General features: G+C 52.7%; 12 protein-coding genes and 1 tRNA gene. 2 read left to right on the top strand and 11 right to left on the bottom strand.

Translation table 11 applies throughout. The features are described 5' to 3' along the window. Positions 1–271: 271 nt before the first annotated feature. From BW950_RS13390 to BW950_RS13370, 6 genes are all read right to left on the bottom strand, one after another. Entirely contained in the window at positions 272–1,561 is a 1,290-nt protein-coding gene (locus tag BW950_RS13390) for a hypothetical protein (protein WP_143559255.1), read from the bottom strand. A gap of 577 nt (positions 1,562–2,138) precedes the next feature. Further along, complete coding sequence (gnpA, locus tag BW950_RS13385; protein ID WP_076489806.1) at positions 2,139–4,313, bottom strand: 1,3-beta-galactosyl-N-acetylhexosamine phosphorylase; 2,175 nt, start codon at positions 4,311–4,313, stop codon at positions 2,139–2,141. An 18-nt stretch (positions 4,314–4,331) separates the two neighbouring features. Then, positions 4,332–4,508 (bottom strand): DUF6903 family protein, encoded by a 177-nt coding sequence (locus tag BW950_RS15170; protein ID WP_159438808.1) that lies wholly within the window; start codon positions 4,506–4,508, stop codon positions 4,332–4,334. Between the two features lie 5 nt (positions 4,509–4,513). Beyond that, positions 4,514–5,398 (bottom strand): carbohydrate ABC transporter permease, encoded by an 885-nt coding sequence (locus BW950_RS13380; RefSeq protein WP_076489805.1) that lies wholly within the window; start codon positions 5,396–5,398, stop codon positions 4,514–4,516. Between the two features lie 13 nt (positions 5,399–5,411). Beyond that, on the bottom strand, positions 5,412–6,302 hold the full coding sequence (locus tag BW950_RS13375) for a carbohydrate ABC transporter permease (protein WP_076489804.1): 891 nt from the start codon (positions 6,300–6,302) through the stop codon (positions 5,412–5,414). Between the two features lie 58 nt (positions 6,303–6,360). After that, the gene (locus BW950_RS13370) at positions 6,361–7,662 is read right to left on the bottom strand and encodes a carbohydrate ABC transporter substrate-binding protein (RefSeq protein ID WP_234969123.1); all 1,302 of its coding nucleotides are present in this window, start codon (positions 7,660–7,662) and stop codon (positions 6,361–6,363) included. 160 nt (positions 7,663–7,822) lie between these two features. Between BW950_RS13370 and BW950_RS13365 the strand changes: the two genes are divergently transcribed. Next, positions 7,823–8,764, top strand: coding sequence for an AraC family transcriptional regulator (locus tag BW950_RS13365; protein WP_083944028.1), 942 nt, complete (start codon positions 7,823–7,825; stop codon positions 8,762–8,764). 80 nt (positions 8,765–8,844) lie between these two features. Here the strand turns inward: BW950_RS13365 and BW950_RS13360 are convergent. From BW950_RS13360 to BW950_RS14980, 3 genes are all read right to left on the bottom strand, one after another. Beyond that, positions 8,845–8,918: transfer RNA gene (locus BW950_RS13360), tRNA-Thr, on the bottom strand. 123 nt (positions 8,919–9,041) lie between these two features. Continuing rightward, positions 9,042–9,863, bottom strand: a complete 822-nt coding sequence (gene map / locus BW950_RS13355; RefSeq protein ID WP_076489802.1) for a type I methionyl aminopeptidase — start codon at positions 9,861–9,863, stop codon at positions 9,042–9,044. Beyond that, positions 9,860–10,123, bottom strand: coding sequence for a hypothetical protein (locus tag BW950_RS14980; RefSeq protein WP_143559254.1), 264 nt, complete (start codon positions 10,121–10,123; stop codon positions 9,860–9,862). The genes map and BW950_RS14980 overlap by 4 nt, the downstream gene beginning before the upstream one ends. Before the next feature lie 292 nt (positions 10,124–10,415). On the opposite strand from BW950_RS14980, the gene BW950_RS13345 reads away from it, so the two are divergent. Then, positions 10,416–11,276, top strand: a complete 861-nt coding sequence (locus tag BW950_RS13345) for a hypothetical protein (RefSeq protein WP_076489800.1) — start codon at positions 10,416–10,418, stop codon at positions 11,274–11,276. A gap of 38 nt (positions 11,277–11,314) precedes the next feature. On the opposite strand, the gene BW950_RS13340 is transcribed toward BW950_RS13345, so the two are convergent. Both BW950_RS13340 and BW950_RS13335 read right to left on the bottom strand, forming a co-directional pair. Beyond that, positions 11,315–13,171, bottom strand: a complete 1,857-nt coding sequence (locus BW950_RS13340) for a DUF5312 family protein (protein WP_143559253.1) — start codon at positions 13,169–13,171, stop codon at positions 11,315–11,317. Continuing rightward, complete coding sequence (locus BW950_RS13335) at positions 13,102–13,743, bottom strand: thiamine diphosphokinase (protein ID WP_076489798.1); 642 nt, start codon at positions 13,741–13,743, stop codon at positions 13,102–13,104. The genes BW950_RS13340 and BW950_RS13335 overlap by 70 nt, the downstream gene beginning before the upstream one ends. Between the last annotated feature and the right edge of the window lie 131 nt (positions 13,744–13,874).

Below are 13,874 nucleotides of genomic sequence, written 5' to 3'. Positions count from 1 at the left end.
CAAGGTGATCAAACGGGTCGCCTATGGCTTCCGGGACGACGAATATTTCTTCCTTCGCATCCGTCACGCATTCCCCGGAATTCGACGATGAACCTTTTATTTCTGCGGCTTCCGACTCGGCCAATTGCCTATGTACCGCGAGGCCTCCTACAGGGTGCCCTCGGTATGGTCCGCTTTCGTTGCCTCCAGCGGCGACCAGTGCCACGATCGATACAAGAGCGACCATAATGGATTTCTTTTCCATGCCAGCACGGCGGACCAATGCCCGCCCCTACTGAATATGCGCTCCATGTATTTTCAGAATCAGGTCGTTGGGCGGTCCTTCCCAGGCGCGGCGCACCCAGGCGGTAACCACCGCCAAAGTTCGTGAATCATGGGGGGACTTAACATAAGCCAACGGCTCGGCGGCCAGATAGGCCGCCATCTCGAACTGCTCATTAAAAAATTTCTGCCTTCGGCTGACTTCGGGAGCCCCCTCCTCCAAAAACATATCGACTTCTTCGATAACGTCCACTCCGAACATGGGATGCTCATGGTACTGCACGTCAACGGCCACATTAAAAACCATTCGACCGTACAAATAGTAGGGAAAGTCCTGTACCGACAGTTCCGTGTGACTGACTATTCCGTGTTCTTGCAGCACATCGCGGTGCTGTTCAATAGCGTCCTCATAATACTTTTCGAAAACAAACGAACCGACCGCCTCCAGTGATGCCAAGCGGCCCGAATGAGCCAGCGCCTGATCTTCATCGTCACGATGATGCCAGATAATTTCGTTGCTTTTCAGATCCTGCAGATACCAGCTGTAAAAAACCGCCCCGACATTCTGGTCGTAAAATCCGGCTATCCAGGCCAGCTTATCATCCTCTGACCAGCCGATGATCGATATCCGCGGTATGACCGAAAAAAGATTATGTCTCTCAATAAAATCACGATCCAGAGCAGAACTTAACTCCAGTCGCTCGGGCGAGGCCGACAGCTCGGGTTCGGTCTCGTTCACCCGTCCCTGAAAATCAACCTGCAGAAGTTCATGCTCTTCCTTAACATCGTACGGCGGCTCAGGCCCCTCTTCCCGCCGGCTATAAAGCTCAATGTGGTGATCATTTATTGTGGCTGTCTGGGTCATAGCCCGTCCCATCATATGCTCACGATAAGCCAGTTTTCGGGTACTGATCAGCTGCCCGCCTCTACCAACAGTCAGCAGATATAGCGAGGAACTTGGTGCGTTAATTCTGACGTGCTCCTGAACAATGATGTGACCGAATTGCCAGTGATCAATCTGCCCCCAGTAGTGATACTTGACGGTCGCCGCGCCGTCATCGACATAACTGGAACCCGTTTTTCCGTTATCGGCCAGATACCTTTCAAAGAATTCATCCGACACCTCGACCAACCCCGGCGCCTCCATCCCGTACTCCGGGATACCGATTACCATGCCGTCATAAACATGATGCATGTTTTCCTCTGGCAGCATGCCCCGTAGCTGCGCCTCGACGGTCAGAGGCACCACCAAAACCAGCACCATCGATGCAGCCTTTCGCAACGACCTGTTAAAATTCACGCAAAACTCCCAAATAACTATAATATTAAAAACAGTGCAGGAACACCCATTTCGTGATTTTCGTATGAAAATATTTTATCCCAAACTGAACGATTTTCACAGGCAGGAAAAAATGCCTCTATGTTGTGTAATGAGTTGAAACAAAAACGCCCAAGAGGTAATTCAATGGTGACCCCCAAGAGTACAGGCCCTTTTGCGTTTTGTCCAATCCCGGGTGTGCACCCGTGTGCACATACCCGGAGAAATCAGCGTTGCCAGGAGGGCGATCTCCTGATTGCCCTTGGAACACTCAATCATTGCACAGGAGACTCACCGCCGGTTTAGTGTTTTCATTGATTGCGCCATAGTAAAGGTGCTGGTTGTCATGGACCATGGACATTCAAAACGTTGCTGCGGCCCAACATGGCCGGCGAGCCTTCTGTAATGCACAATTCTTTCCCGCCCCGGAGTCTGTTGAGTTCCCAGAGGATGTCGGGAAATGGGAGTTGTTCACACGGTTGCCGTTTTCGACGTGTACACCGGAGTGACTGCGCCGGGGGTAAACCCGGCACAACCAGCCCTCCCCGGGATCACCCCATCAATCGATTTCGTACCACAAAATTGCGTTGGCATCCAGATTCAGTTCAAACGAGGTTCCATCCCCCCGGTAAACCCTTGTCTTCTGCGGTTCATAGGTATTGTTAACCACACAATACTTCCCTTTTTCCGGAAAAGCATGGACCTCCACGTTGTAGTTCGAGCTGAACCAGGCCAGCAAATCATCCTCGCCCCCGGAACTCCACAGAATCGAGCGGTGCAGAAGGCGGGTATTTTCAAAACTATAGGGAAGACCACTGACATAAACGCCTCTCCCCTGGCCATAGCTGTTCACTGCCAGCTGGACATCCCGATCCTCCTGAACCAGCACGGTCGCCTCAGGGAGAGCATACATGCCCTTCTTTCCTTCACCAAAGCTCGAGAGATCAGAAGAATCGGCCATGATAAAATGCGCCTTGTCCTGATCCCAGTTGTACTTGTCGTATCCCAGGGTGAAGCCCGTTTCCTTTTCCACACCCAGAATTGCAGAAACCTGCAGAAACCTGCCCTGATACTGGTGACCTCCTGGTTCCCCTATACCAATAAAACCTCCGCCCTCATAGACGAATCGCTTTATTCGTGAAGTCACCAGAGGATCTTCCCATTCCACTCCACCTGTGTGAGCCGTATCTGCGTCCCCACAATTGATGATGACATCAACATCGTCCAGAATCCTCTCGTTCTTCCTGATATCATCAAAACTGAGAAAGACAACGTCGAAGGGGGCTCCGCTGAGACTCTCAATAACACCGGCATAACTGTAATTCGGTTTCTGGTAAAGCGCGTGATGAACCATGTGGCATCCCCAGGCGCGCATGTGACCCCAGCAGTTCAGGATCGCAACTTTTTTGGCACAATATGGCTGCGCTCCATCGATATTGCGGTAAAGCAGGCGAAATTCGTTACAAACATTTTCAACATAATCCACGAAATCGGGGAACTGGCACGCCAGCTTGAGATATCCCCCGTAGCCTATCCTGTCAACGGGATTGCGGAGTATAGCCCTGCGGGCTGTAACCCAGTTATTTTTTGCCTCGCTAACGGGATCTCCACCATCATAAAATGTGTCCGGGAAAAAATAGGGCAAAAACCGGCCCTCGGTATATTTTACACCCTTGATATCGCTGATCAGCCGCAGGGTAGAACCATTTCCTACACTTCCCACAACCGCATCAAGACCGATCTTCTGAAACTCGTCCATAAATGGTTCCGTGCCAATCCAGTGATCCCCGAGAAACATCATGGCTTCTTTCCCATATTCGCGGGTTATATCCACCATCTCTTTTGCCAGCTCTGCCACCTCACGGCGCTGAAAATCGACAAAATCAAGAAACTCCCTGCTCGGCACCCGATACTGGTTGTTATAATACCCCTGATCTATGATGAACTCTGGCCGAAAGGGGTACCCGGCTTCCTGCTCAAATTTCTCGAGGATATAGGGGCTTACCGAGGCAGAATAGCCATACCAGTCAACATATTTTTCCCGGCGGAGGTCATCAAAAATCAAGGTAAACTGGTGAAAAAACGTTGTATACCGAATAACATCGACATGGGGATTGTTCTCGATAAAATTGCGTAATCGCTTCATCGAGTAGGCCCGTGTCTTCGGTTGCCTCACGTCAAACGTTATCTGGTGATCGACATCTTTCCATTCATTGACCACGGCGTTATACATGTGGACGGGATCCCAGATGATATAGGCAAGAAAACTGACGGTATACTCATGAAAAGCACGAGTGTTCCTGATTATTACCGTTTCTGTCTCCTCTTCATAGGACCAGTCGCTTGCGGGAAGAGGTAATCCCGAGGTTCGGTCCACCACCTCCCACCATCGGGTGATATCATCCTGAGAATTTACCCGGAGCAGTTCCTGGGCTATACCCTGCATGAGCTCCACACGGAGTTCTCCCCCCGGCGATGTCCTGAAACCGGTCATGATGTAACACTGCTGCACCTCATCAGGGTTGGCCAGCGCCCATTCATTGTCCTTTCTCGTGGTGTAGTAGGTGCTATAGACTTTGGCATCCAGATCGCGCAGCCCGGCAGGATAATCGGTGCCGTCGCAATCACGAACAGCATCGGCCCCCCATCGTCTGATGAGTTCGAGTGTTTCCGGAACCACATCAACATCCGTCGGTATAGTTACCCGCCCCCCCATCGTAGTGTCGCTCTTCATTTCTCCCCCAAAATAAAATTACTTGTCTTTTCTGTTGTACAGATAAAGAAGCAGAAGCAGTCCCGCGAGACCTGCCATCATGCGGCCGGCGTTTGCCCAGCCCGTTGTTTTCTGACCGTCGATAACCATCCAGAGGAAAACGCCCGCCAGCACTGTTTTCCCCGCAGTGAAAAAGAGGTGTGTTAATTTTTCCATGACAATTATCCCTTTAGCCCCCCAAGATTCATTCCTTCGGTCAGTTTTTTCTGGACACAGATGTAGAGAACCAGGGTCGGGACCATAACCAGCACAAGCCCTGCATACAGCTGACCATATTGGGCTGCTGCATTTTGCGCTTTCATCAAATTCATCAGGCCAACCGGAAGAGTTCTGGTCCCCCCCGGCCGTGTAAGAAGTGTGATGGCTATGATGTATTCATTCCAGAAGGCAAGAGAGTTAAACAAGATAACCGTGATAATACTGGGCATGGCCATGGGAAACATTACATGCATCATGGTCCGGAAATACCCTGCCCCGTCGATATATGCGGCCTCCTCGTAGGAGGAGGAAAGCGTAACAAAATAGCCACTGAGGAGATATATTGTGAATGGCAAAGCTGTGGAGGCATACACCAGAGCCAGGACGAAGATGTTGTTCAGGAAAAAACCATCCATGCCGTAATCACGGAGATATCCGTCAAAACCGACAAACATAAGAAATATCGGAACAACGATGTAATTCACGTTTATAAAGAGCCCTCCCATGAAAAGCACACGAAGGAATCTTCTCATGCGAAAACGGAATCTGCTGAGACAGTAAGCTGCAGGGAGCGCAACCACCAGGAGAATACATATTGCCAGCAGAGTAACAATAACGCTGCTCATCATATATTCGCCCATCCGGGCATTGCTCCAGGCCTCGACGAAATTCTGGTAGTGAAACCCCTCCGGGAGTAACCAGGGATTTCCGTAAAATTCACTGTTCTTCTTGATAGAAGCCATGAAGACCCATGCGACAGGAATAATCACACTAACTGCCAGGCTAATCAGGGCAACGTAAATGAATATTCTGTAAATTTTTCCAAATGTGTGTTCAAATAATTTCATAGTGTCAACCAAACTATATTTCTATTGGATCGCGATACGTCACAAGATTGACAATTCCGCTCAAGGCAAAAGAGAAAGTAAATACCACGACTCCTATGGCCATACCGTAGCCATAACTCGAGTTCGTATAGGCCTGCCGATACATGTAGCTCAAGAAAACTTCCGATGCTCCATCGGGCCCGCCATTCGTCATGGCAGTAACAAAGAGGAAACTCAGATTTATGCTACTGATTATGAAAAACGTCATCGTCGTCCTTATATTCGACCATATGAGTGGAACAGTGATCCTGAAGAATTGATGGATTTTTCCTGCGCCTTCCAGATTTGCCGATTCATAAAGACTTTCCGGAACCGAGGCCATGCTCGCCATATACATCACCATGTAGTAGCCAATCGCCTGCCAAACCATTGCTCCGGCTATACTAAAGATCACGATGTCGTTATCACCCAGCCAGTAGACAGGCTCTCTGGTTCGGTCAAAAAAAGAAATTATACTGTTTAGCATCCCGTTGTTTGCTTCATAGATAGCGCTAAATATTGCACTTATTATGACAACGGAAAGAATGTTCGGAATATAAAAAACAACGCGGAAAAAATTTTTACCCTTCACGTCTTCTCGTGAGAGAATACTGGCGAATACAAGAGAAATCCCGAAAGTTACAATACTTACCACTGATATGAGCAGAACCGTGTTCTGAAAAGACTGGAGAAACCTCATATCACCGGAAAAAAGTATCCTGAAATTGTCCAGACCAACAAAGGTTCTGCTCGCAGAATATCCACCCCACCGATAGAAGGACATCCTGAATACATTTATCGTGGGAACTACCATGAACAATGTAAATAACACCACAGAAGGAGCCAGGCACATAAAGATAAATGCGCCCTTCGAATTTTTTTTCACCCCTTATCCTCCGGAGAGCGGCGAGCAAAACAATGCCCGCCGCAAAGTTTGCAGGGACCTACTTTAACGCAGCCCTTAAGAGATCACTATTTCGCTTTATCTGGTTAACCCACATCTCCCTTGTCCTGCTTCCGTTAACGAGTGAATCTACAGGAGCAAAAAAGGTGTCATAGACGGTGACCCCTTCGACCGGGACGGTTGTGGCAAAGGCACCCAGAGCAGCCTTTGTGCCGCCGTCATAGATGCTGTAGAAGAGGCTGTTTTCACCTTCCAGCATATCGCCCAGACCGACAATCGGCTGATAGGCACTGCTCCGGGCGAAAATGGCTGCCGCCTCGTCGGAGTAGAGATAGGCCAGAAAGGTTTTTGCTGCATCCTTGTTCCGGGCGCCCGCAGGAATCCAGGCCTGCTCGAACCAGGTATAGGAATAAGAATCGCCCCCGGTCTCGAGAGCTGGCAAGCCGGTCAAACCCCACTCAAACCCCTCTGCTCTGGGAGCATCCCGCATCTCTCCGGTCACCCACGTCCCGTTGGGCATGAAAATTGCCTTGTTATCCAGGACAAGCTGCTGATTCCGTGTAAAATTTGCACTGTTGGCATTTGACGGCACCGATCTCTCGGTATAGGAGGCCAGAGTTTCGATTATGTCGAAGATCTTGCGTGCTTCCCCGGTCTCCCATATGCCCTCAGTGAATGTTGTTGCCCTGTCAAAAAAATCTGCACCGCCCACCACATAAAGAAGCGCATAGAAAAATGCATCAAAATATCCGGCCGTGGGATATGCGAACAGGGCTATTCCCTCGGCCCTGGCTTTGTCACCCAGCTCCCACATTTCGTCCCACGTGGAAGGGAGGTCCCATCCTTTTTCCTTAAGCAAATTGGCATTGTAGAAAAGACCGCAGGGACTGTAGAACATCGGGGCAAGATAGGTTTTTCTGTCGCTGTACGGGTTTGTAAGTGATGATTCCAGGAAACCACCGGCTATCTTGTCACGCACACGGACATTTTCGCCGGGAATAACCATCGCCAGCATATCGGTGAGCGGCTCCAGAGCGCCTTCTTTTATCATGGTTTCAGTGAGCGCTCTTTCCCGTCCTGTAGCCAGATGAATAACGTCGGGGAAATCGCCAGCCTGCATTCCCGGAGCGATAACATCCTCAATGTTTCTGTCGATTACAAGCTCAACCTCTATTCCTGTTTTTGCAGAGAAGGCCTCGGTCACCTCTTTCCACAAATCAGATCCATAGGCAGACTCCAGCGCAGCTACGGTAATCCGCCCCTCGCTCGCCGTCGATTCATTTCTGCCACTACACGCCGCAAAAACAACTATTGTCAGAACTAACAAAAAAAGTTTTCCCATTCTGTTCCTCATAATCTGGGGACCTCCTGCTTTTTAATCAGTGTAACCAGAGCGATTCAGATTCATAGCTCCATCTTGCTGAGTTCTTTAGCTATCTTGCTCTCGTTTTCCCTTCAGTCTTGATGAGCCTGCGAGAGCGTAGTACATTGAGAGGGTGAGCATGCGGCGCTATGATTTTCGGGACGATTCAGGGGACGAAGCCGGAGCGATCCCCCCTGAAAGCGAAATCCCTGGATCAAGGACGCACCATTTTTTCAGCGACAGCACCCCCCGGTTCAAGCTTCTGTTCCTGAGTAAATCAAAATTTGAAAACGACTGGCATAGCGTTCCTCACACGCATTTTTTCTCCGAGATGTTCTATGTAATGAACGGAGAGGGACAGTTCTTCGCAAATAACCACACAGTTGATATAAACAGCGATTCTCTCGTGATTGTAAATGCAAACGTGGAGCACACCGAAATATCCACGCACAGCGAAAATCCCCTGGAATACATTGTTCTTGGCATAGAGGGCCTTCAGTTCGATTTTGGCCCTGAAGACAGGGGATTCTCCGTTGCATATTATCGCGATGCAAAAATGGAAATGCGCTTCCTTTTTCTGGCATTGCTCCATGAAATGAGAAAACCCGGATATGCCTTCAAGAAAGAATATTGCCAGAATGTTTTGAATCTGATCATGATAAACATAATGCGGCACAAATCGATGGGAATCTCGATTTCCCCGCCTCGAAAGGCCTGCAAGGAGTGTGCCCGTGTAAAGGAATATATCGACCAAAACATGAAGAACAACATAAATCTTGATCAATTAGCAAAAATCGCTCACCTCAATAAATACTACATGTCACACACGTTCACCAAGACATACGGAATATCACCCATAAACTACCTGCTGGAAAAACGCATAGAAGAGTGCAAGCATCTTATCGACTCGACAGATCTCTCTCTATCGCAGATATCATCGATTGTGGGATTCTCTTCTTCGAGTTATTTTTCCCAAAGCTTCAAGAGAATCGTAAAGATCAGCCCCCGGGAATACCGGAGACGTGTCAAGACAGCATCTTTCAGGAGATTGTCCCGGGACGTTGCCCGTCACACACAATAACGGGCCCGCTGGCGGGCGCCAGAAGCGGTCCACAAAAAAAGCCCGGCAGTGTACATCAGTACGTTGCCGGGCCCTGCAAGAGCCACCTGTCGGATTCGAACCGACGACCCCGAGATTACAAGTCACGTGCTCTGGCCAGCTGAGCTAAGGTGGCGTGGCATTATTCGTCAGCTACTTTGCACCGTCAGGGGCCCCCGTGTCAACCGAAAAACCTGCTGAACAATCTGCCCCCGGAAGACTTTTCTCCGGAACCGGCAAGGGCTGCCGGCAGGGAGAGTCAGCCCGGAAGAACCCCAAAGGGAGGCGTCTCAGGAAGCTCCCGGGCCAGGGAACGGCCGAATTGCAGGATCTCCACCCGGTTCTGGTGAATTACCAGGGTCAGCTCAAAATGAGCTGTCTCGGAGCGGTCGGACGTGATGATTCCCCAGCCGTCATCTTCCATTTCCACCGTTCCATCGCCACTGCTGTAGACCGGCTCAATATTGAAAACCATTCCCTCGGCAAGACGCACCGAGGCCGCCACCGACCCTTCTCCCTGGCGAACAAAGGGGATCACCGGCGGCTCGTGCAGTTCCCGGCCTATGCCGTGGCCAAGACATTCCCCAAGCACGGAAAGCCCCTCCCGATCAGCAATCTCCTGGGAAATCGATGAGAGTTCACCCAGCGATATCTCCGGTTCGATCGCACCCAGAAGATCCCGGAAAGCACGCCACGAGGTATGGTAAAAACACTCAACCCGGCGCGAACACCCCGGCATCAGGTAGGTCCAGGCAGCATCACTCACCCACCCCGCAGCCCGGGCGGCAACATCAACGGTGAAGATATCGCCCCTTCTGATGGACCGGGCCGAGGGTATCCCATGAACCGCCGTAGCGTTGATGCTCACGCTGCAGTGAGCGGGATAGCCCCGGTAGCCCACAAGAGCGCTGACGAGTCCATGCCGGGATAAATAGCGTCGCGCCTGGCGGTCGATCTCTCCCGAGGGAAGCCCCTCCCAGGATCGCCGGGCTATCTCGTCAAAGAAAGGAAAGAGAACTCTGCTGACCTGGGCAATCCTGCGTATTTCCAGAGGCGATCTCCGGGAGAGGGGCGTGATCACAGTGGTTTCTGAAGCACGATAATGGCCGAGCTCCCCAGGAAGAGAGCCCCCACCAGGAAGACCGTCAGAACCAACCCGGCCAGGCGGTACAACCGTCGCCATTCTCTGCGAGACACCACCAGGACAAGCTCGCCCGCGAAGGCAAGCAGAGCGGTTAACCCCGAGAAAGCCCCCAGGTACTGAATCAGCCGCAAGAGATAGGTCTGAGTTTCCTGGGAGAAGGCCTGGTAGTTTCCTGCCACATAGAGCAGAGCGGCCACGAAGGCCCCTCCCGAAGAGAGAACAATAGACCTCTCAAAAAACCCCAGAATGAACCGAGGTGTATCTCTGGGTCCCCGTCGCTGATTCCTTGGCATCACAGGAGGCAAGTCTACCACGAGTGACCGCTCGTTCTCTACCGAACCGGGGCGGTTCGGGAAAAAAAGGGGAAATCTCCCCTCTTTGTCATTCCTTCCCGGTGCGCCCTGCCCCGCTCCTGTGGTAGGATGAAGATCGTTCGTTGCAGGAATGAACCTTTGCGGGAGTACTCCCTGCAGGAAAGGAACAGACGAGATGAAACGGTTTGCTGCAATTCTTATCATTCTGATCATATTCGGAGCGATCGCCTTTGGCGTGGGCTACGCACCGCTTCGGTTGCAAGAAGGCACCGTGGCGGTGCTCTATACCAAAACTTCGGGATGGGACCCTGAGCCCCTTCAGGCAGGGGTTTTTGACTGGCGCTGGGAACTTCTGGTCCCCACCAACGCCCGGATATACTACTTTCCCGATGCACCACGCCAGGCCCGGCTGGAAACATCGGCCCTTCTGCCGTCGGCCGAGCTCTATGAACAATTTCTGGAAGGTTCTCCCTCGCTTCGCCAGGAACTGACCCTGGACATCCAGTACCGACCGCTTCCGGAGAACTTCACAACTCTTGCTCCCCGGGGTATTGGCGGAGACAACCTTGAGTCGTGGCTCGTGTCCATCGATAAAGAGCTTACCGGTTCGGCTCTGGTTTTTGCCGCAACAGCCCTGGAAGAGTTGCTTGAAGAGGAAGATCTCCTGGTTCCCGCCCCTGCTGTGGCCCGGAAGGTTGCAGGGAAGCTTCAAGCGCGTTTTCCTGACCTCGAAATCCAGTCGGTCGTGGTGGAATCCCTGAATCTTCCGGACCCTCAACTGTACCGCCTGGCGCGCGACACCTACCGTCGCGTCCAGCAGACGCGGGAGGAGTCTCTCCAGGAGGCAATTCGGGCTGCTGCACGGGACAGGGAAGCCGCCGACCATCGGGTTGAAACGCTCCAGCAGTTTGGCAGGGTCTTCTCGGAATACCCCGTGCTTCTTGAATATCTGGAGATTACCGCCCGGACGGGGCAGAACCCTCTCAACCTGGAACTTCCACTCAAAAACGCCTCTCTGCCCGGCCAGGAGCGTTAATCTTCCGGAAGAAGAAGAACTTCTCTGCCCGGGGCGCCTCAGGAACTCCCCGACCCGCTCTCGAGCAGTATCAGTTGGGCCAGAATGTTCTGGGTGGATTCGAGGACCTTCACCGATCGATCCAGACGCGTTTCAAAGGGGCGATCTTCCCCGGGCGCCGGGTCAAAGTTCCGGTAGCGCTCGTTCATCTGGGTCATGCTTCCCCGTCGCAGGGAGAGGAATCGTGCCCGTATTCCCTGGAGGAGCTCCTGAAACTTCTCTGCCGTTTCCCGGGCATCGCGGTTCTTCTGCTGGATCAAGGCCCGGTAGGCGTTCAGTTGACTTGCATCCCGGTCAGCCGTTCCAAAGCGGTAGCGGTAAAAGGTTTTTCCCTCGTCTGAATCGGGGGAGAAGCTGATATCAAAGGCCCGAAGGCGTTGTTCCAGATCCTCCAGAGAAGCGGCAAAGAGAGAAATATCTACAGAGTTGCTCCTGTTCCGGCTGGGCATCATGCGGGACAAAATACGCAGAAAATCCGATAGATCGTCGTGAAAAATCCGCTGGAGGAAGGTAAAGATGAACTGGAGAGATCGGTGGACCCGCAATTCGGCGACCCCCGAGCGAGCAATTCCCGTCTCAACCTCGGGACTGAAATATTCGAACGAGGAAAGCCCTCGGGGGAAAAGATTGCGTATCATCGTATCCAGGGCACCCTTGCGAAGCTCCTGAAAGCGCTGGTCCAGCTGATCCAGCATCTTTATTTTGAGGTTGGCATAATAGAACTCCCGGAGTCGCAACCGGGGGGTGTAGGCCATAAACCGGTAGTAGGGATCGGTACGGAAAAAGCGGATCATATCCTGGAGAGGCACGGAATCGCGCAGCCTCGACGCTTCGCGGGCCAGAAGAAGCAGGTTTCGCTGCAGAACCTTTTCTTCATCAAAGGGAGGTATATCCTCCAGGGGGGTCCCGGGTTCCGTCTCCTGCCGGAGCGCGCAATAGGCGTGGAGCAGCTCCCCGTACATCGACGGCTCTCCCTCGACCCGACTGCAATAGTGGAGTGCCAGATACAGCTCTTCTATCCGCTCCAAAGCGGTCGAAACTGGCGCGTTCCCGAAGGAGATATCGTCCTCACTCACCGCCTCGACCCTGGACGAACGGAAGAGCGCAAAAAACGAATCATAATCAAAGAGGACCAGATCCTTGAAGAGGTAGAGGGGTTTCATGCCACCCTCAAGTTCGTCGATCACCGCATCGGGGATGCTCTCCACATATTTACTCAGACGCTCCAGAACGGTCTGTTTCAGTTTGCCCGGGGATTCCGTCTCGCGAAAGGTCTCCTGTAGTTCCTCCAGAGGACACAGTTGTTCAAGCGAGTTTTTTGCATCGGGTATCCTTCGGGCCAGGAGGTAATCCAGCATCGTCCGAAGGGCCGACGGATTATACCAGATGTAGGAAAAGAAACCGGAAAGCGGTTCTGCCGCACGGCAAAGCGCCCTGATCTCCCGGGGGAGGCCCGGTAAAAAACGCCGGCCCTCGAAATCGGCCATATCCTGGGAGTGTTCCCTCACCCGTTGCCTCGCCTGGGAGAGGCGAAGCGCAACAAAGCGTTCACGCTGTCCGCCGGCCCGAAAGAGCCCGGACATCCAGAGCTTCAGCCGTTCACGAAACGTGAGGCGCTCCATATCGGCCTGAATCAGCTCGTTGCGACGCTCTTTCTGGAGTTCGCTATGGATGATTTGCCGCCGGGCTCCATCACCGAGGCTCAGACTTTTCTCGATCCGCTCCAGAAGGGACGCACGCTCCTCCTTTGTGAGCGATCGCGAGAGCCCTTCCAGCGAGCCGCCTCCTAGAGAACCAGAGGAAACCTGAGAGCGCGGACCATAAGAAGTCGTCCGGTTACCATGGTGAGAGCGCATTCTTCTCCCGTACATTCATTACTTACTCCTGCATCGCCCTGGCGCCATTCCAGACCATCCAGTTCCCACCGCAACCCCCGGGAACGCATACGGCACACACCGGCTCCCAGAGGAAAGAAGGAAATCACCTCTCCGGGCCGGGAGGAGAAGCGGATCGCCCCCTCGACCACAGAGATCTCTTCCCCGGCGGTGATCCAGCGTTGCGGGTACGGCACGCGATCAAAGAGCGCCCGAAGGCCCAGAAGATGATCCAGCCGCCCCCCTCCTCCACCAAGGATTGTCAGATCGGTCACCCCCCGATTCCAGAAATAGGTCAGGGCCAGCTCCGTATCGGTGTAATCCTTTGCACGGTCAAAGACCTGACGCGGCACATCAGGAAAGTTCTCCTCCAGGAGCGTGGCGTCCAGGGAATCGAAGTCTCCCAGGATCACCTCAGGCTGCAGACCGTACCGGGCAAGATGATGTATCCCCGAATCGGCAGCCACAATCCTCCAGTGTGAAGGGGTGCCCAGACGAACCGCGTCCTGCGGGGCGTCTCCCCCGGTCACCACAAGTCCTTTCTGAACAGCCATAGCCCCTCCCGGTGTTCGTCCCGATTTTCCCCGACGAGGCCTTTCCATGCCTGACGATACTACCGGCCAGTCTTATCCTACCGGGCCTGACCGGGTCTCGTCAAATAGGCTGCACCGGGAGCCGGAACTCT

Source organism: Alkalispirochaeta americana (assembly GCF_900156105.1).
GTDB lineage: Bacteria > Spirochaetota > Spirochaetia > DSM-27196 > Alkalispirochaetaceae > Alkalispirochaeta > Alkalispirochaeta americana.
This window is presented reverse-complemented; position numbering and strand designations above follow the sequence as displayed.

Bases quoted from the DNA above. Each gene is read 5' to 3' on its own strand.
- gnpA (WP_076489806.1), bottom strand. From the start codon at position 4,313: ATGAAGAGCGACACTACGATGGGGGGGCGGGTAACTATACCGACGGAT.
- BW950_RS15170 (WP_159438808.1), bottom strand. From the start codon at position 4,508: ATGGAAAAATTAACACACCTCTTTTTCACTGCGGGGAAAACAGTGCTG.
- BW950_RS13380 (WP_076489805.1), bottom strand. From the start codon at position 5,398: ATGAAATTATTTGAACACACATTTGGAAAAATTTACAGAATATTCATT.
- BW950_RS13370 (WP_234969123.1), bottom strand. From the start codon at position 7,662: ATGGGAAAACTTTTTTTGTTAGTTCTGACAATAGTTGTTTTTGCGGCG.
- BW950_RS13365 (WP_083944028.1), top strand. From the start codon at position 7,823: ATGCGGCGCTATGATTTTCGGGACGATTCAGGGGACGAAGCCGGAGCG.
- BW950_RS13345 (WP_076489800.1), top strand. From the start codon at position 10,416: ATGAAACGGTTTGCTGCAATTCTTATCATTCTGATCATATTCGGAGCG.
- BW950_RS13340 (WP_143559253.1), bottom strand. From the start codon at position 13,171: ATGCGCTCTCACCATGGTAACCGGACGACTTCTTATGGTCCGCGCTCT.
- BW950_RS13335 (WP_076489798.1), bottom strand. From the start codon at position 13,743: ATGGCTGTTCAGAAAGGACTTGTGGTGACCGGGGGAGACGCCCCGCAG.